This window comes from Magnetospirillum sp. LM-5 (genome assembly GCF_902729445.1).
Lineage (GTDB): Bacteria > Pseudomonadota > Alphaproteobacteria > Rhodospirillales > Magnetospirillaceae > Magnetospirillum.
On record NZ_CACVCE010000005.1, the window covers coordinates 92,999 to 109,557 of the forward strand.

The 16,559-nt window shown below is 65.0% G+C and carries 19 protein-coding genes; 10 read left to right on the forward strand and 9 right to left on the reverse strand.

Features of this window, described 5'->3' with window-relative positions:
- Positions 1 to 57 precede the first annotated feature (57 nt).
- Positions 58 to 321, reverse strand: coding sequence for a hypothetical protein (locus tag MTBLM5_RS04035; RefSeq protein ID WP_173974508.1), 264 nt, complete (start codon positions 319 to 321; stop codon positions 58 to 60).
- A gap of 228 nt (positions 322 to 549) precedes the next feature.
- Here MTBLM5_RS04035 and MTBLM5_RS04040 point away from each other — a divergent pair, with 228 nt between their 5' ends.
- A complete protein-coding gene (locus MTBLM5_RS04040; RefSeq protein WP_173974509.1) occupies positions 550 to 849 on the forward strand; it encodes a hypothetical protein in 300 nt (99 codons plus the stop codon).
- Complete coding sequence (locus MTBLM5_RS04045; protein WP_173974510.1) at positions 830 to 1,243, forward strand: hypothetical protein; 414 nt, start codon at positions 830 to 832, stop codon at positions 1,241 to 1,243. Before MTBLM5_RS04040 ends, MTBLM5_RS04045 begins: the two co-directional genes overlap by 20 nt.
- Positions 1,244 to 1,341: 98 nt before the next feature.
- Here MTBLM5_RS04045 and MTBLM5_RS04050 read toward each other — a convergent pair whose 3' ends face one another.
- Genes MTBLM5_RS04050 through coxB form a run of 4 tightly spaced genes read right to left on the reverse strand, consistent with a single transcriptional unit; the run spans position 1,342 to position 5,066 of the window.
- Positions 1,342 to 2,142, reverse strand: a complete 801-nt coding sequence (locus MTBLM5_RS04050; RefSeq protein WP_173974511.1) for a cytochrome c oxidase subunit 3 — start codon at positions 2,140 to 2,142, stop codon at positions 1,342 to 1,344.
- Positions 2,139 to 2,678, reverse strand: coding sequence for a cytochrome c oxidase assembly protein (locus MTBLM5_RS04055; protein ID WP_173974512.1), 540 nt, complete (start codon positions 2,676 to 2,678; stop codon positions 2,139 to 2,141). Before MTBLM5_RS04055 ends, MTBLM5_RS04050 begins: the two co-directional genes overlap by 4 nt.
- Positions 2,679 to 2,682: 4 nt before the next feature.
- Positions 2,683 to 4,257 (reverse strand): cytochrome c oxidase subunit I, encoded by a 1,575-nt coding sequence (ctaD, locus tag MTBLM5_RS04060; protein ID WP_173974513.1) that lies wholly within the window; start codon positions 4,255 to 4,257, stop codon positions 2,683 to 2,685.
- Positions 4,254 to 5,066, reverse strand: coding sequence for a cytochrome c oxidase subunit II (coxB, locus tag MTBLM5_RS04065; protein WP_173974514.1), 813 nt, complete (start codon positions 5,064 to 5,066; stop codon positions 4,254 to 4,256). The genes ctaD and coxB overlap by 4 nt, the downstream gene beginning before the upstream one ends.
- A gap of 178 nt (positions 5,067 to 5,244) precedes the next feature.
- Between coxB and MTBLM5_RS04070 the strand changes: the two genes are divergently transcribed.
- On the forward strand, positions 5,245 to 5,619 hold the full coding sequence (locus tag MTBLM5_RS04070) for a rhodanese-like domain-containing protein (RefSeq protein WP_173974515.1): 375 nt from the start codon (positions 5,245 to 5,247) through the stop codon (positions 5,617 to 5,619).
- An 18-nt stretch (positions 5,620 to 5,637) separates the two neighbouring features.
- On the opposite strand, the gene MTBLM5_RS04075 is transcribed toward MTBLM5_RS04070, so the two are convergent.
- Entirely contained in the window at positions 5,638 to 7,206 is a 1,569-nt protein-coding gene (locus MTBLM5_RS04075; RefSeq protein WP_173974516.1) for an ATP-binding protein, read from the reverse strand.
- Positions 7,207 to 7,472: 266 nt separating this feature from the next.
- Between MTBLM5_RS04075 and MTBLM5_RS04080 the strand changes: the two genes are divergently transcribed.
- The 4 genes from MTBLM5_RS04080 to MTBLM5_RS04095 all read left to right on the forward strand — a co-directional run bounded on the left by MTBLM5_RS04080 (position 7,473) and on the right by MTBLM5_RS04095 (position 10,618).
- Positions 7,473 to 7,781, forward strand: coding sequence for a c-type cytochrome (locus tag MTBLM5_RS04080; protein WP_173974517.1), 309 nt, complete (start codon positions 7,473 to 7,475; stop codon positions 7,779 to 7,781).
- 15 nt (positions 7,782 to 7,796) lie between these two features.
- Positions 7,797 to 9,071: an NAD(P)/FAD-dependent oxidoreductase gene (locus MTBLM5_RS04085; RefSeq protein WP_173974518.1), complete on the forward strand. Its 1,275-nt coding sequence runs from the start codon at positions 7,797 to 7,799 to the stop codon at positions 9,069 to 9,071.
- A 255-nt stretch (positions 9,072 to 9,326) separates the two neighbouring features.
- A complete protein-coding gene (locus MTBLM5_RS04090; RefSeq protein WP_173974519.1) occupies positions 9,327 to 10,007 on the forward strand; it encodes a c-type cytochrome in 681 nt (226 codons plus the stop codon).
- A 107-nt stretch (positions 10,008 to 10,114) separates the two neighbouring features.
- On the forward strand, positions 10,115 to 10,618 hold the full coding sequence (locus MTBLM5_RS04095; RefSeq protein WP_254430898.1) for a NapC/NirT family cytochrome c: 504 nt from the start codon (positions 10,115 to 10,117) through the stop codon (positions 10,616 to 10,618).
- A 52-nt stretch (positions 10,619 to 10,670) separates the two neighbouring features.
- Here the strand turns inward: MTBLM5_RS04095 and MTBLM5_RS04100 are convergent, their stop codons facing one another.
- Positions 10,671 to 11,570: a sulfite exporter TauE/SafE family protein gene (locus MTBLM5_RS04100; RefSeq protein WP_173974521.1), complete on the reverse strand. Its 900-nt coding sequence runs from the start codon at positions 11,568 to 11,570 to the stop codon at positions 10,671 to 10,673.
- A 133-nt stretch (positions 11,571 to 11,703) separates the two neighbouring features.
- Between MTBLM5_RS04100 and MTBLM5_RS04105 the strand changes: the two genes are divergently transcribed.
- Both MTBLM5_RS04105 and MTBLM5_RS04110 read left to right on the forward strand, forming a co-directional pair.
- Complete coding sequence (locus tag MTBLM5_RS04105; protein WP_173974522.1) at positions 11,704 to 12,381, forward strand: response regulator transcription factor; 678 nt, start codon at positions 11,704 to 11,706, stop codon at positions 12,379 to 12,381.
- Entirely contained in the window at positions 12,368 to 13,738 is a 1,371-nt protein-coding gene (locus MTBLM5_RS04110; RefSeq protein WP_173974523.1) for a HAMP domain-containing sensor histidine kinase, read from the forward strand. The genes MTBLM5_RS04105 and MTBLM5_RS04110 overlap by 14 nt, the downstream gene beginning before the upstream one ends.
- Here MTBLM5_RS04110 and MTBLM5_RS04115 read toward each other — a convergent pair.
- The gene (locus tag MTBLM5_RS04115) at positions 13,719 to 13,895 is read right to left on the reverse strand and encodes a hypothetical protein (protein WP_173974524.1); all 177 of its coding nucleotides are present in this window, start codon (positions 13,893 to 13,895) and stop codon (positions 13,719 to 13,721) included. The genes MTBLM5_RS04110 and MTBLM5_RS04115 overlap by 20 nt on opposite strands.
- Positions 13,896 to 13,965: 70 nt before the next feature.
- Entirely contained in the window at positions 13,966 to 14,286 is a 321-nt protein-coding gene (locus MTBLM5_RS04120; protein ID WP_217424969.1) for a c-type cytochrome, read from the reverse strand.
- Between the two features lie 147 nt (positions 14,287 to 14,433).
- Here MTBLM5_RS04120 and MTBLM5_RS04125 point away from each other — a divergent pair, with 147 nt between their 5' ends.
- Positions 14,434 to 16,557 carry a hybrid sensor histidine kinase/response regulator gene (locus tag MTBLM5_RS04125; protein ID WP_173974526.1) on the forward strand — a complete coding sequence of 708 codons (2,124 nt, stop codon included), beginning with the start codon at positions 14,434 to 14,436 and terminating at the stop codon, positions 16,555 to 16,557.
- Positions 16,558 to 16,559 lie beyond the last annotated feature (2 nt).

Below are 16,559 nucleotides of genomic sequence, written 5' to 3' on the forward strand. Positions count from 1 at the left end.
CCGCATTGTGACGCAGGCGGCGGGGAAGGAAAACCCCCCGCCGACAAAATCTAGGGATCAATGTCCCAATTCGGGATGGGCAAGGCGGAATTCGCACAATCCGTGGGCGCAGTCCGCCGCGATGGCCAGGTGATGGTCGCAGGCCAGCTTGGCCTCGGCCTCCAGCACCGCCTCGATTTCGGCCGGGCCGTCGGGACGGTCCAGCACCTCTTCCGCCCATTCGGCGGCGACGATGGTGGGGATGTGCTTGAAACAGGCGACGGAATCGACCTGTTCCGGCGTTAGGCCACTGAAGGCGATGCAATCTACCAGGGACAACATGGGCGGCACTCCCCTGATCGTTTCCGAATGGGAGGCTCGGGTTCGTTCCCGGGCCCGGAATGGTGAAGAAAACACTAACACAGACGCCGGGTTTCCAAGAATGCAAAAAGTTGATGGGTAGGATGAATTTCGAACTACATATTGCGGTGCACCTAAGAATGTTTGCCAAATGCTGCAGGTGCTTCTTGGCCTTGTCGAACAAATACGGACGAATGTTCTTTTCTATGCTTGGCGGCCAGCGCGGCCTTGACCGGGGCGGTGCGGGCGCGTCACACTTGGCGGATGTTCGGGAAAATCCTGCTGACCGTCGCGGTCGTCGCCATCATCTGGTTCGGTTTCAAGTTCGCCCAGCGCCTGTTGGAGCAAAAGGCGAGGCGCGACCCGGACCAGCCGGCCGCCGGGCCGCGCCCGGTGTTTCGTCCTGATCCGGACGGCGAAAGCGTTCAGGATCTGGTCAAGTGCCCGGCCTGCTCGACATGGCGGTCGGCCAAACAGGGGCATTGCGGCCTTGAGAAATGTCCTTACTAGCCTGATCCTGCTGGCCTTGGCGGGCTGCAGCCTGCCGGCGCCCGACCAGCCGGCGTGGCACGGCCGCATGGGCCGGTTTATCGGCCTGGTGGCCCAATGCGGCTGTTCGGATATCACCCCCGACCGGGCCGTGGCCGATTATCTCAAGGCGGTGGACGGACGATACGCCCAAGCCGATCTGGTGGCGATGAAGGGCTATGTCGCCGACGGCGCTGTCGAGCGCTATGACAACCAGATCGAAATCTGCAAGGAAGTGTGCGGCCAGGCCTGCATGGTCAACGCGGTGGCCCAGCCGATGGGCGGGCGCACCATCCCCGGCGTGGCCGCCTGCCCGGTATCGGAACGCGACCTGCATTTGACCCCGGGCCGGTTCGACGGGCCGAACAGGCTTTAGAGCGGCGCGCCTTTCATCAGAGGCGGGCCGCTCCGGCGAGCATTGAGCGAGCGGCCAAGCCGCCGGAGGCGGCGCCCGGCGAGGGCACTTGAAAATGGCTAGCTGTTGCCCCACCAATAGACCCAGACGAACAGGAACAGCCACACCACATCGACGAAGTGCCAGTACCAGGCGGCGGCCTCGAAGCCGACATGCTGCTTGGGCGTGAAGTCGCCCTTGACGGCGCGGGCCAGGCACACGGCCAGGAAGCACACGCCGACGAAGACGTGGAAGCCGTGGAAGCCGGTGGCCATGTAGAACACCGACGGATAGACGCCGTCCTGGAAGCCGAAGGTGGCCTGGCCGTATTCATAGACCTGCAGCGACAGGAACAAGGCGCCCAGCACGACGCTGAGCGCCAGCCCGCCTTTCAGGGCGGTGCGGTTGCCTTCGCGCAGGCCGTGATGGGCCCAGTTCACCGTCGCCCCGGAACTCAGCAGGATCAGGGTGTTGATGAAGGGCAGGGTCCAGGTGTGCAAGGGCTCGATCCCGGCCGGCGGCCATTCGGGCACCAGTTGGTTGACCCCCAGGGCGGCGTTGAAGAAGGCCCAGAAGAAGGCGGCGAAGAACATCACCTCGCTGGCGATGAACAGCGCCATGCCGACCCGCAGGCCGTGCTGGACCTCTGCCGTATGGTCATGGCCGGAATTGGCCTCGCGCACCACGTCGCGCCACCAGCCAAGCCCGGTCAGCAGCACCAGGCCCAGGCCGACCAGCAGCCACAGGCGGTGGGCGTGGTCCTGGAAGTACTGGACCGCGCCATAGGCCAGGACAAAGGCCGCCACCGAGCCGACGAACGGCCACGGGCTGGGATTGACCAGATGATAGGGGTGATCGTGGTGCGAGGGGGATGCGCTCATGACCGGCCCTGCCTTTCGGGAACAAGGTAGAAGGTATAGGACAAGGTCACCGTGTCGACGTCCTCGGCCAGGCCGGGATCGACGAAGAAGCTGACCGGCAGTTCGGCGCTTTGGCCGGGCTCCAGCCGCTGCTCGGTGAAGCAGAAACATTCGGTCTTGTTGAAGGATTGGCCGGCCTTGTCGGGTGTCACGTTGAACACCGCCGTCCCCACCAAGGTCCGGGGCGAGCGGTTGGTGGCGCGATAGAAGGCCAGACTCGGCTCGCCCAGATGCACGCGCATCTGCCGCTGGATTGGCACGAACTCCCAATCGAGCCCCTTGGCCAGCCCCTTGGCCAGCGACGCATCGAACCGCACCGTCACCATCCTGGCCGAGGCCTCGGGCGGGACGTCCGTGGCGACACGCGGCGTGCCGCCGGCTCCGGTCAGCCGGCAGTAAAGACCGTAAAGCGGCACGCTGGCGGCCACCAGCCCGATCATCGCCGCCACGCCGGCCAGCGTGGCCAGGACGACGGGGCGATGGCGGCGCCGGTCCATGGGGCTACTCCGCCGCCCGGTCGAAGCGGGGCAATTGTTCGAAGGAATGCAAAGGCGGCGGCGAACTGACCGTCCATTCCAAGGTGGTGGCGCCCACCCCCCATGGATTGGCGGCCACCTTGGCGCCGCTCGAGAAGGTGCGCCAGCAGATGAACACGAAAAGAAGTGCCGCGGCGAAAGCGATGTAAGCCCCGATCGAGCTGACCAGGTTCCAGCCGTGGAAGGCGTCGGGATAATCGGGGATACGGCGCGGCATGCCGGCAAGGCCCAGGAAATGCTGCGGGAAGAAGGTCAGGTTGACGCCGATGAAGGTCAGCCAGAAATGCAGCCTGCCCAGCCCTTCCGGGTATTGGCGTCCGCTCATCTTGCCGATCCAGTAATAGAAGCCGGCGAACATGGCGAACACCGCGCCCAGGCTAAGGACATAGTGGAAATGGGCGACGACGTAGTAGGTGTCGTGCAGGGCGATGTCGATGCCGGAATTGGCCAGAACCACCCCGGTCACGCCCCCGATGGTGAACAGGAAGACGAAGCCTGCCGCCCACAGCATCGGCACCTTGAACTCGATGGATCCGCCCCACATGGTGGCGATCCAGGAAAACACCTTGATGCCGGTGGGGATGGCGATGACCATGGTGGCGGCGGTGAAATAGGCCCTTGTATCGACGCCCAGGCCCACCGCGAACATGTGATGCGCCCACACCACAAAGCCGATTCCGCCGATCGAGACCATGGCATAGGCCATGGCCAGATAGCCGAAGACCGGCTTCTTCGAGAAGGTGGCGATGATGTGGCTGATGATGCCGAAGGCCGGCAGGATCATGATGTAGACTTCGGGGTGGCCGAAGAACCAGAACAGATGCTGGTACAAGATCGGGTCGCCGCCCTTGGCCGGGTTGAAGAAGCCGGTGCCGAAATTGCGGTCGGTCAGCACCATGGTCAGGGCGCCGGCCAGCACCGGCACCGCCAGCAGCAGCAAGATGGCGGTGACCAGCATGGCCCAGGCGAACAGCGGCATGCGGTGGAAGCCCATGCCCGGCGCGCGCATGTTGACGATGGTGGTGATGAAGTTGATGGCGCCCAGGATCGACGACACGCCGGCGACATGAAGGGCCAGGATGGCGAAATCGACCGAGATGTCGGTGTGCCCGGTGACCGACAGCGGCGGGTAAAGGGTCCAGCCGGTGCCGACCCCGGCCCCGGTCAGCGCCGACAGCATCAACAGGGCGAAGGCCGGCGGCAGCAGCCAGAAACTGATATTGTTCATGCGCGGGAAGGCCATGTCGGGGGCACCGATCATCAGCGGCACGAACCAGTTGCCGAAGCCGCCGATCAGGGCCGGCATCACCACGAAGAACACCATGATGACGCCGTGCGCGGTCAGGATGACGTTGTAAAGGTGGAAATCGCCGTCCAGGTATTGGATGCCGGGGTCCTGCAATTCCATGCGCATGAACACGCTCATGGCGCCGCCGATCAGGCCGGTGATCACCGAGAACACCAGGTACATGCTCCCGATGTCCTTGTGGTTGGTCGAATAAAGCCAGCGGGTCAGGCCATGCGGATAGGCGCTGCTCATCGGGCGCTCTCCCCTGAAAGGGCCACTTGCGGGGGTCTGGCGGCGAACTTGGTGCGGGCCTCGTCCAGCCAGGCGGTGAATTGCTCCTTCGGCACCGCGTGGATCATGATCGGCATGAAGCCGTGGTTGACGCCGCACAGTTCGGAACATTGGCCGTAATAGGTGCCGGGCCGGTCGATGCGCACCCAGGTCTCGTTCAGGCGGCCGGGGACGGAATCGGTCTTCAGCCCCAGGGCCGGCACCGCCCACGAATGGATGACATCGTCGGCGGTCAGCTGGACCCGGATCGCCACGCCCACCGGCAGCACCACCGGATTGTCGGTGGTCAACAGCCGCAACTGCCCGGGCCGCAGGTCGGCCTCCTGGGTCATCAGCGCGTCGAACTTCAGATTGTGGTCGGGATAATCGTAGCTCCAGTACCATTGGTGGCCGGTGACCTTCAGGGTCATCTCGGCGGCCTGGGTGCGGTCCATGAAGTAAAGCAGCTTCAGCGACGGAAAGGCGATCAGGAACAAGATCAGGGTCGGAATGGCGGTCCAGGCTATTTCCAGCTTGGTGTTGTGGGTCCACGTCGCCGGGACGGGGTTGCGCTTCTCGTGATAACGCCACAGGCACCAGCCCAGCAGGGCGGTGACCAGGGCGACGATGGCGATGATCACCACGTTCACCAGCGTCGCCAGCTCGGTGATCCTGGCCATGGTCGGCGAGGCGGCGGCCTGGAAGCCGAAGGCCCAGGGGACCGGTTCGCTGGCTTGTGCCGCGGCCGAAGCCAGGAACAAGGCAAAGGCGTAATGGAAGGCCCGGGTCATCGGTGCGTCTCCGCCTGTCGTCCATGGGACAACCATAGGAGTGGGGATTGCGGTCAGGCCTGCCAATAGCTGGGGTGAAAAGAATCCCGGGCGAGGGGCTTGAAAAATTTGCTGCATATGCTATATAAGAAACATCTAATTATTAGGGCGAAGGCCCATCCCTGGAGTGGTTCGATCCATGCTCAATCGCCTGTTCGGTCAGATGTTTTCCGCCCCGGCCCAGCCCGAGAACGTCCATATGGTGTCGCCGGTCGAGGTGCGCCAATGGCTTGATTCCGGGATTGCGGTGCTGGTCGATGTGCGCGAGCCGAACGAGGTGGCGGCCGAGACCATCGCCGGGTCGATCAACCTGCCGTTGTCGTCGTTCGACGCCGCCAAGTTGCCGAAGGTCCCCGAGGGCAAGAAGCTGGTCCTGCATTGCCGTTCGGGCCAGCGTTGCGGCATGGCCGCCGCCAAATTGGTCCAGGCCGGCTATACCGGCGAGATCAACCGCATGGAAGGCGGCATCATGGGCTGGCGCATGGCCGGCGGCCCGACGCGCCCGGGCGCCTGATCCGGCCGGGTGCCGCGGTCACGGCAGGGTAAAGGCGAAGGTGCTGCCCTGTCCGGGGCGGCTCTCCACCTCGATGTTGCCGCCATGGCGTTCGACGATCTTGCGGCACACCGCCAGGCCGACACCGGCGCCGTCAGCATATTCGGCCGGGTGTAGCCGCTGAAACACCTTGAACAGACGGTCGAACTGATCGGCGTCGATGCCGATGCCGTTATCCGAGACGGCGAAGCGCCAGCCGCCATCGGTCGGCCTGGCCGACACCGTGATCAGCGGAGCACGGTCGGGGGCGCGATATTTCAGGGCGTTGCCGATCAGGTTCTGGAACAGGCGCACCATCTCGTTGGGGCTGGCGGTCAGGATTGGCCAGTCTCCTTCGATGCGAATCTCGGCCTGGGCCTCCTGGATGGCCGGGGCCAGATATTGCAGGGCTTCATCGACCTGGGCGCGGCAATCGGTCTGGACCATCGGCTCGCCCGAGCGGCCGACGCGGGAATATTCCAACAGCGAGACCAGCATCTGATCCATGCGCGACGCCCCCGAGCGCACATAGTCGAAGAAGGTGTGCTCGTCTTCCGCCAGCCGCTCTTTCAGGCGGGTGTCCAGCAGCTTGACGTAGCTGGCGATCATCCTGAGCGGCTGACGCAGGTCGTGGGAAATGATATAGGCGAATTGCTCGAGCTCTTCGTTCGAGGCGGCCAGCGCCCGGCTTCGTTCCTCCAGCTGACGGGTGCGCCGTTCGACCTCGTCGCGCAAGTTCGCCCGCATGCGGTGCTGCTCGTCTTGCAGCAACCCCATGTACAAGACGGCGATGCCGACGCCGATGATCGTCAGGTTCAAGACGACGATGGCCTGGGCGGTGCCTTGCCCCCGAAGCGGTCCCAGGTCGAAGGCCGCCTGCACCACCATCACGGTCGCGCACACCAGATTGCCGGCGGCGGCACCGGGGAACTGGAAGATGAAGGCCATCAGCGCCAATCCCAGCAAGGCCAGCGGCGCCAACAGCGGGTCGATCGCCGAAACCGCCACCTGGGCGACGGCCAACAGGGCCAGGGCGGCCGGCAGCCGCATCCGAGGCCAGCCGGCCGAGAACGCCACGATCACCGGCACCACCAGGAACAGACCGCTGGTGTCGGCCAGCAGCAGCATCGAGGTGCGTTCCAGGAAGGCGTGCGCGGTCAGTGGGCCGGCAGTTCCGGCCAGGTCGTGGATCAGCGGCAGAAGCCACACGGTCGCCAGCGGCGGGATCAGGCAAATCGACGCCAGCGCCCGCAGGCGGCGGGGATCGTGGACCGGGGCGCCGACCAGAGTGTCCCAGTGGCGGCCAAGCAGGGCCCAGCCCAGCCAGGATTGCAAGGAATCGACCAAGGCCGACAGCAGGGTGGCCAGCAAGACCTGTCCCTGGTCGCCCATCATCAGGCCGTTGGCGGTGAAGCTGGCGACGGCGACAAGGATCGCGCCCCGTTGGCCCAGGACCCGCAAGATGGCGACGCCTACGCCCGCCGGCAGCCAGAACACCGTCAGGTTGCCCGGCGGCAGGCTGGCCAGGGTCATGCCGCCGATGGCGGTGGCGATGTAGGCGGCGAACAATAGGGCGGCAGCCGCCCCGCGAGAGTGCCGAAAAGGCAAGATGCGGTCCCGGGTATGAAGCTCAGATCGAAACAGTCTACGCCAAACGGGTGGGGGCGCAATCGGTGATGAATTCCCCCTTTTGTTTCAATGGTTTTTGCAGTGCGGCCAAAAAAAGGTGGCGTTTCCTTGATCCTGGTCAGGCCAACCCGCTTGTCAGAGCCTTTTTGCGCTGTTAGTTTAACCTAATATAACCGTAAAAAATCTCCAGGGAGGAGGAAGTGACCATGAGGGGTATCCCCACTACGCTCGCACTTTGCCTTGCTTTCGGGCTGGCGATCCTGCCGGCTGCCGCCAAGGCTGCCGATCCTGTCGCCGTGATGGCGGATGCCTGCTCGGGTTGCCACGGCACCGACGGCCATTCCATCGGCGGCATGCCGGCTTTTTCCGGCAAGAGCGCCGACGAACTGAAGAAGTTCCTGCGTGACTACAAGTCGGGCGCCCGCGAGGCGACGGTCATGGACCGCATCGCCAAGGGCTACAGCGTCGAGCAGCTCGACGCCATCGCCGCCTACTTCGCCAGCCGCAAGAAGTGATCGGGGGACGCCATCATGTTCAATATTTCTCGTAGGACTTTCAACGGCCTGATGGGCGCCGCCGGCGCCCTGACCATGGCTGGCGGTCTGTCGGCCTGCTCGGGTGGCGCCAAGGTGGTGGTCATCGGCGGCGGCTTCGGCGGCGCCACTGCGGCCAAGTACCTCAAGCGTTACGACCCCAGCCTCGACGTCACCCTGATCGACGCCGACAAGACCCACTTCACCTGCCCGTTCTCGAACACCGTTCTGGCCGGCATGAACGACATGGCCTATATCGAGCGCAAGTTCGATACCCTGGTCAACAAGCACGGCGTCAAGGTGTTCACCGACCTGGTGGTCGCCATCGACGGCGCCGCCAAGGTGGTCAAGACCAAGAGCGGCCAGACCTTCGCCTACGACCGTCTGATCGTGTCGCCGGGCATCGACTTCAAGTGGAACGCCATCCCCGGTTATGACGAGGCCGCCAGCCACATCATGCCGCACGCCTGGAAGGCCGGTCCGCAGACCGTGCTGCTGAGGAAGCAGCTGGAGGCCATGCCGGCCGGCGGCCTGGTGGTTATCTCGGCGCCGGGCAATCCGTTCCGCTGCCCGCCCGGCCCGTACGAGCGCGCCAGCCTGATCGCCGCCTACCTGAAGAAGCACAAGCCGAAGTCGAAGCTGCTGATCCTGGATTCCAAGGACGCCTTCGCCAAGGACAAGCTGTTCAAGGAAGGCTGGGAAAAGCTGTACGACGATATCATCGAGTGGGTGCCGGCCGCCAAGAACGGCAAGGTCACCAAGGTCGATGCCAAGGCTGGAATCGTCGAGACCGACTTCGAGAAGTTCAAGCCGGCCGTCGCCAACATCATCCCGCCGCAGACCGCCGGCAAGATCGCCATCGATGCCGGCCTGGCCGACAAGTCGGGCTTCTGCCCGGTCAATCCGATGACCTTCGAATCGACCCTGATCAAGGACGTTCATGTCATCGGCGATGCCAGCATCGCTGGCGAGATGCCGAAGTCGGGCTATTCCGCCTCGTCGCAGGCCAAGATCACCGCTGCCGCCGTGGTCGCCCTGCTGAAGGGCGAAAAGCCCGGCGAGTTCTCGGCGATCAACACCTGCTACTCGCTGCTGGCTGCCGATTACGGCATCTCGGTCGCGGGCGTGTTCTCGATCCAGGACGGCAAGATCGCCAACGTCAAGGGTGCCGGTGGCGTCAGCCCGATGGGCGCGAACTACCAGTTCCGCAAGAAGGAAGCCGACTTCGCCGTCGGCTGGTACCAGAGCGTCTGCCAGGATAGCTGGGCCTAAGCTCGGCCCGGTCCTGTTCAATCACGGCCCCACCTTCCCGCAAGGGAAGGTGGGTGCTGTTGTTTGACAATTCGCAATCCGATGCTGACTTTGACCTTATTCCATTTCGCAAGCTTAAATATCGCGCAGCATAGAGGGGATTCCCTACTTGCAGTGTCCGATAGATTTTTGGCATATTAGAAAAATGCGAACCGAAGGCAGGGTTAACCTGCTCCAGGGCTTCCGACTTGAAACGGTCTTAGGGGAAACATCCACATGATCTCGCGTCGCTTGAGCTTCGTCGCTGCCGTGCTGGTGGCGCTTGCGGCCGGTGGGGCCGCTGTCCCGGCGTCTGCCGCCGAGACGGAAACCGCCGTCGCCCGTGGCGGCCGTCTTTACGACAATTGGTACAAGGAACTGAAGACGACGCGGCCCGACAGCACGCATCCGTCTTATCCGGCCTCGGGCAAGTCGCCGAAGAATTCCTGGCGTTGCAACGCCTGCCACGGATGGGACTACCAGGGCGACAAGGCCATGGGCATCAAGGGCATCGGCGGCGCCAAGGGCAAGCCCGAAGCTCAGATCGTCGCCGTCCTGCGCGACAAGACCCATGCCTACACCCCGGACCTGCTGCCCGACGTCGCCGCCAATGAACTGGCGATGTTCGTCTCGAAGGGCCAGACCGACATGGCGAAGTTCGTCGATGCCGCCGGCAAGCCCAAGGGCAACGCCGCCAAGGGCGAGGTCTATTACAACTCGCTGTGCGGTGTCTGCCATGGCGCCGACGGCAAGAAGGTGTCGACCGGCATGGCGCTGGGCCAGGCGTCGGAATATCCGGCCGCTGTCGTCCACAAGGCGCTGAACGGCCAGCCGGCCGAGGCGATGCCGATGCTGCGGGCGTTTGATCATCAGGTCACCGCCGACATCGTCGCCTATTCTCAGTCGCTGCCGAAGTAAGCGCGATGACCGCTCAGGGCTCGCACGACCCGCAACCCGGTGGTGCCGCGCATGCGCGGCACCCTCGGCACCCCAGCCACAAACCGTTCTGGCGTAAGGCTATCCTGGTGTGGATCGGCGTGGCGCTGGGCCTGTTCGGCATGGCCGGCTTCGTCACCGCCATCGAATGGACCAATCGGACCGAGTTCTGCACCTCGTGCCACGGCATGGTGCAGAACTACAACGAGTACAAGGAAAGCGTCCATTACCTGAACCGTAGCGGCGCCCATGCCCAGTGCGCCGATTGCCACGTGCCCAAGGCCTTGGGGCCGAAGCTGGTGCGCAAGATGTTCGCCGTCAACGACATCATCGCCGAACTGAAGGGGACGCTGGACACCCCGGAAAAGATGGAAGCCATGCGCCCCATCCTGGCCGAACGGGTGTGGAAGTACATGGCCGACAGCGACTCGCGTGAGTGCCGTAACTGCCATTCCTACGATTCCATGAGCACCACCAAGCAAACCACCACGGCGCGCCGCAAGCACCCCGAGGCGGCCTTGGAAGGCAAGACCTGTATCGCCTGTCACAAGGGCGTGGCCCACAAGCTGCCCTCGTCCAAGGACGATCTGTAGGGGTCTTGGCACTCGCTGGACACCAAGGCGGCCGCCCGGCGACGGGCGGCCGTCAGTCCATCGAGAACAGGTCAGACGGCGCCGACGCCAGGTCCAGCCCCAGTTTGAAACATACGCCCAGCACGATCAGCGCCAGCAGCAGCCGCAGGGTCTCGGCCCGCAGGCGGTCGCCGAACTTGGCGCCGATCTGGGCGCCGACCACGCCGCCCACCAGCAATGTCAGCATCGGCACCGCATCGACGGTGTGGGTGCCGACCGCCTGCAGGAAGGTGACGTTGGCGGTGACGAAGATGATCTGGAACAGCGAGGTGCCGATCACCACCGCCGTCGGCATTTCCAGCACATAGATCATCAGCGGCACCATCACGAAACCGCCGCCGACCCCCATGATCGCCGCCAACAGGCCGCCAAAGGCACCGACGGCGATGGGCAGCAGCGCGCTGATGTAAAGGCCCGAACGACTGAAGCGCATCTTGAACGGCAGGCTGGTGCCGATGTGGCGATGGCGCTTGCGCAAGGCCTGGCTGCCGGGTTTGCGCAGCAGCGCCTGCAAGGATTCGGCGGCCATGGTGGTGCCGATGAAGCCCAGGAACAGCACATAGGAAAGCGCGATCACCAGATCGATCTGGCCCAGCGACTTCAGCCAGGCGAACAGCCATATCCCGCCGCTGGAACCGGCGAAGCCGCCGGCCAGCAGCATCAATCCCATGCGCAGATCGACGGTGCGTCGCCGCCAATGGACGATCAGCCCCGACACGCTGGCGCCGACCACCTGATTGGCGCCGGTGGCGACGGCGACCGGGGCCGGCACCCCCAGGAACATCAGGAACGGCGTCAACAGGAAGCCGCCGCCGACGCCGAACAAGCCCGACAGGAAGCCGACGCCGCCGCCCAGGGCCAGCAAGGTCAGCAGATCGACGGGGATTGCGGCGATGGGCAGATAGATGTTCACAGGGCGTCCCCCATATTCGGCGTCAGGCGCGTGGATTTATAACAGGGACATCTCATATACTCCTGCAGGCGGGACGAGCGTGAGTTAACAAATGGAAACTCGCCGCCGCCGGGAATTTGGAGCAGCATAAGCCATGCGCATTCTGCTGATCGAAGACGATGGGGCGGCCGCCCAAATGCTGGTCCAGGGCTTGGGCGAGGCCGGGCACGGGGTGGATGTCGCCGCCACCGGCTGTGCCGGTCTGGAGCTGGCCGAAGCGGTCGCCTTCGACGCCATCGTCCTTGACCGCATGCTGCCGGACGGCGACGGCTTGACGGTGCTGACCGACCTTCGCGCCCGTGGCGACACCGTCCCGGTCCTGATGTTGAGCGCCCTGGGCGAGGTCGATCAACGGGTCGAGGGTTTGCAGGGCGGGGCCGACGATTATCTGGCCAAGCCGTTTGCCTTCCGCGAGTTGCTGGCCAGGCTGGACGCGGTGGCGCGCCGCCGCGACCCCACCCCGCCCGAGGCGGTGTTACGGCTGGCCGACCTGGAAATCAACCTGATCACCCGCACCGTCACCCGCCAGGGCCACGAGATCGCGTTGCAGCCGCGCGAATTCCGCCTGCTGGAATTCCTGGTCCGTCGCGCCGGCCAGGTGGTGACCCGCTCGATGCTGCTGGAAGGGGTGTGGCAATACCGCTTCGCCCCCGAGACCAAGGTGATCGACGTCCAGGTCAGCCGTCTGCGCCAAAAGATCGACCGCGACTTCCAGCCGCCCTTGATCCATACCATCCGCGGCATCGGGTATCGCGCCGGTGTCCTGGCTTAGTTCGTTTCGCACCACCACCTTCCGCATGGTCGCCCTGGCGGCGGGGGTGTTCGCGGTGCTGGGGCTGGTGCTGATCCTGGTGCTGTCTTTCCTGTTGGAAACCGTCTCCGATCAGCGTTTCGACCGGGTTGCGGCGACCAGCGCCCAGGCGGTGCTGGCCGCCCAAGAGCGGGGCGGCTTCAACGCCCTGCGGGCCGAAGTGGCCGACCGCGCGGCGCGGACCTCGCCCAGCCTGCGGCTTTATCTGCTGGAAGACCCCAGCGGGACGGTGGTGGCCGGCAACCTGCCGACCTGGCCGCGCGACCTGGCGCATCAGGCCGGCAGCGCCACCATCGGGGTGGATCAGGACGGCATCCTGGTTGCCCGGGTCTCGACGATTCCGGTGGCCGGCGGCGGCTTCTTGTTGGTGGGCACGCCGATCCCGGAACGCCAGCGGATCATGAACCTGGAAATCGAGGCACTGGCGGTCATGGCCGGCTTGATGGCCTTGATCGGCACGGCGGCCGGTCTGGTGATCGCCAAAAGGGTGCTGGGCCGGCTGGACGTGGTCAACCGCACCGCCTCGACCATCCTGGCCGGAAATCTAGCGCAGCGTGTGCCGGTGTCGGGGCGTGGCGATGAATTCGATTCGCTGGCCGCCAACATCAACATCATGCTGGATCGCATCGAGGGGCTGTTGGCCACCGTCCACAGCGTCACCCATAACATCGCCCACGACCTGCGCGCGCCGTTGAACCGGCTGCGCGGCCGGCTGGAACTGGCGTTGATGACCCAGCGCTCGCCCGACGATTACCAGCAGGCGCTGGCCGCAGCCATCACCGAGGCCGACGAGATCATCAACACCTTCAACGCCATGCTGGCGATCGCCCGGCTGGAAGGCGGCGCCTCGGGCGCGCGCTCGGACCCGGTCGATGTCAGCGAACTGGTCGAATGCCTGGCCGACCTGTACCAGCCCCTGGCCGAGGAGAACGATCTGACCCTGGCGGTGGAAGTCTTGGCCGGGCAATGGATCCGGGGCGACCGCCACCTGTTGTCGCAGGCGCTGAGCAATCTGGTCGACAACGCGATCAAGTACAGCCCGCCGGGGGGGCGTTTGCATCTGGGGGTCGAGCGGGTCGGCGATTGGGTCCGCCTTTCCGTCAAGGATGACGGCCCCGGCATCGCCGCCGATCAGCGCCAGGCGGTGTTGCAGCCGTTCGTCCGGCTGGACCCGGCGCGCAGCACGCCGGGCTCGGGCTTGGGATTGTCGCTGGTGGCGGCGGTGGCCGAGTTCCACAATGCCCGCCTGACCCTGGCCGATAATCAGCCGGGTCTGGCGGTCTTCATCGATTGTCCGGTCAGTTCCGCGCCCCGGTGAAATAGGGCGAGGTGTCGTAGGGGCCGCGGGCGACCAGGTCGGCCTTGGTGGTCGGCGCCTCGTACCGAGCGGTCGGGAGCGTGTCCAGCGAGGGATCGTAGACGCCGGTGCAGCCGGCCAGCAACAGCAAGCCAGCCATGGCCATCAGGGCTTTCATAGTCGAACCTCCGTAAAACATTCGCGTCGGGCCATGGTAACCCCATGGGGCTCCGTGGGAAAGGCTGCCCTTATTCCAGGGTCAGAATCCATTTCACCAGGGTTCGGATATCGTCTTCCTTGACCCGCTTGTTGGGCGACATCACCTCGGTCCCCCAGGCGCCGGTTCCGCCTTCCTTCACCTTCTTGACCAGCGGTTCGACCATGTCGGGACGACCGCGATAGCGCTTGGCCACCTCGGTCCAGGCCGGGCCGCTGATTTTGGTCGTGAGGTCGTGGCATTGGAAACAGCGGCTTTTGTCGGCCAGTTCCATCATCGCCGGATCGGGAGGCGCGGCTATGGCAGGCGCCGCCACCATCAGGGCCGCGACTAAAGGCAAGGAGAAACGCATCGGCATGGCCCTCCTGGTCGGGGGTGTTCGTTCCAAATGTACGATGGGGCACGGGCTGGCGCAACCAAGGTGGCGACAACTTCAACTTGCCACTTGACGCCCCCGACGGGGGCATGTCCAACTCGGCGTTGGGGAAGAAGGTTGATCATGGCGTTTCGCTCTATTCGTTCGACGGTGTTGATTCCGGCCCTGGTCCTGATCCTTGGGACCGGGATCGGGACGGCTGCCTTGTCGTTCCTGAACGCCCGCTCGGCCGTCAACCATATGGGACACGAATTGCGGGCCGAGTTGTCGCTTCGCGTGGTCGAGCGGCTGCGGTGGTTCCTGTCCCAGGCACCGGGCATGCTGCGCGCCAATGTGCGATTGCTCGAGGCCGGGTTGATCCCGATGACCGATTCCGGCTTGCTCCAGCGTCATTTCTGGGGGCAGGTGCTGATCAACGACGCGGTCACCACCATCTATCTCGGCAACCAGGCCGGCGGGCTGGTCGGGGCCGGCCGCGACGGTCCGGGCGGCAAGCTCTATCTTACCGGCACCGAGAATTTCGCCGCCGGCCCATGGGCCAAGGTCTGGGTCGATGACGACGGCAATCCGGGATCGCGGTCGATGCGGATCGCCAATTTCGACGCCCGCCTGCGCCCGTGGTACCAGGGCGGTGCCAAGGCCGCCGACATCGCCTGGGGCGACATCTTCGTGCTGTTCACCGGCGATGACATGGCGCTGGCGCCCAGTCTGGCCGTTCATGACGACCGGCACCAGGTGGTCGGCGTTGTCGCCACCGACATCTTCATCTCGCATATCGCGTCCTTCCTGCGCGATCTGCAAGGGGCTCGCCCGGGCATGACCTTCATCCTCGAGTCCGGTGGCCTGATGGTGGCGTCGTCGGCCGACGAACGGCCGCTGGTGGCCGCGGGCCAGGGATTGGCGCCGCGCCGTCTGATGGGGGCCGACATGCGCACCCCGGAAATCTCGCAGGCGGTGCGCGCCATCGAAAGGGAGGTCGGGTCGCTTGGGGCCGTCGTCGGTTCGACGCAACTCTCGACCGAGATCGCGGGCCAGCGCCATTTCGTCGAGGTTACGCCGTTCTCGGCCATTCCCGGCCTGTCCTGGCTGGTGGTCACGGTCGCCCCCGAGGACGCCTATCTGGGCCGCGTCACCAAAGGCAACACCACCACCTTGGCGGTGATCGCCGGCATGCTGATGCTGACGCTGATGATCGGGGTCAGGCTGGCCGGCAGCATCACCGTGCCGATCCGTCGCATTCGCGAGGCGTCGCAGCGAATTTCCGCCGGCGACCTGGCGGTGCGCATCGAGGATTCCCGTCATGACGAGTTGGGCGAACTGGCGCGCGCCTTCAACACCATGGCCACCACCCTGGCCCGCGCGGCCGAGACCCAGGTGGCGCAATTGCACGAACTGCGCGATGCCGAGACCCAGGTGCGCCGGCTGAACCAGGAACTGGAGCAGCAGGTGAGCAAGCGCACCGAGCAATTGGTCGAGCGCATCGAGCAGGACCTGCTGACCCAGGAGGAATTGCGCAAGGCGAAGGAAGAGGCCGAGCGCGCCAGTCGCGCCAAGAGCGAGTTCCTGGCCAATATGAGCCACGAATTGCGCACGCCGTTGAATTCGATCGTCGGTTATTCCGACGCCATCCTGAGCGGGACGTTCGGTCCGATCGACAATCCCAAGCATGCCGAATATGTGCGCGACATCCACCGGTCCGGCCGCTACCTGACCGATTTGATCAACGACATTCTGGACCTGTCGGCGGTCGAGGCCGGCAAGGTCGAACTGAAGGATGGATTGTTCTCGGTCGCGGAACTGGTCGCCGCCACCCGCCCGCTGATCCAGGCCCGCGCCGTCGAGGCCGGCGTGGAGCTGGTCTTCGACCTGCACGACGATCTGCCGGCGCTGTTGGTCGATGAGCGCCGGGTCAAGCAGATGCTGCTGAACCTGATGTCCAACTCGGTCAAGTTCACGCCGGCAGGCGGGCGGGTAACGGTCTCGGCCGCCGAGGTCGGCGACGGCTTGACCCTAAGGGTGGCCGACACCGGTATCGGCATGACCGCCGATGAAATCGAGCGGGCTCGCACCCGCTTCGGCCGGGTCGATTCCCATCTTACCCGCGTCCATGCCGGGACCGGGTTGGGGCTGCCGGTGACCGAAAGCCTGATCGTCCTGCATGGCGGAATCATGGATGTCGACAGCGTCAAGGGCCGGGGCACCACCGTCTCCTTGTGGTTCCCGCCGTCCCGCGTGGTCCGCGTTTAGCA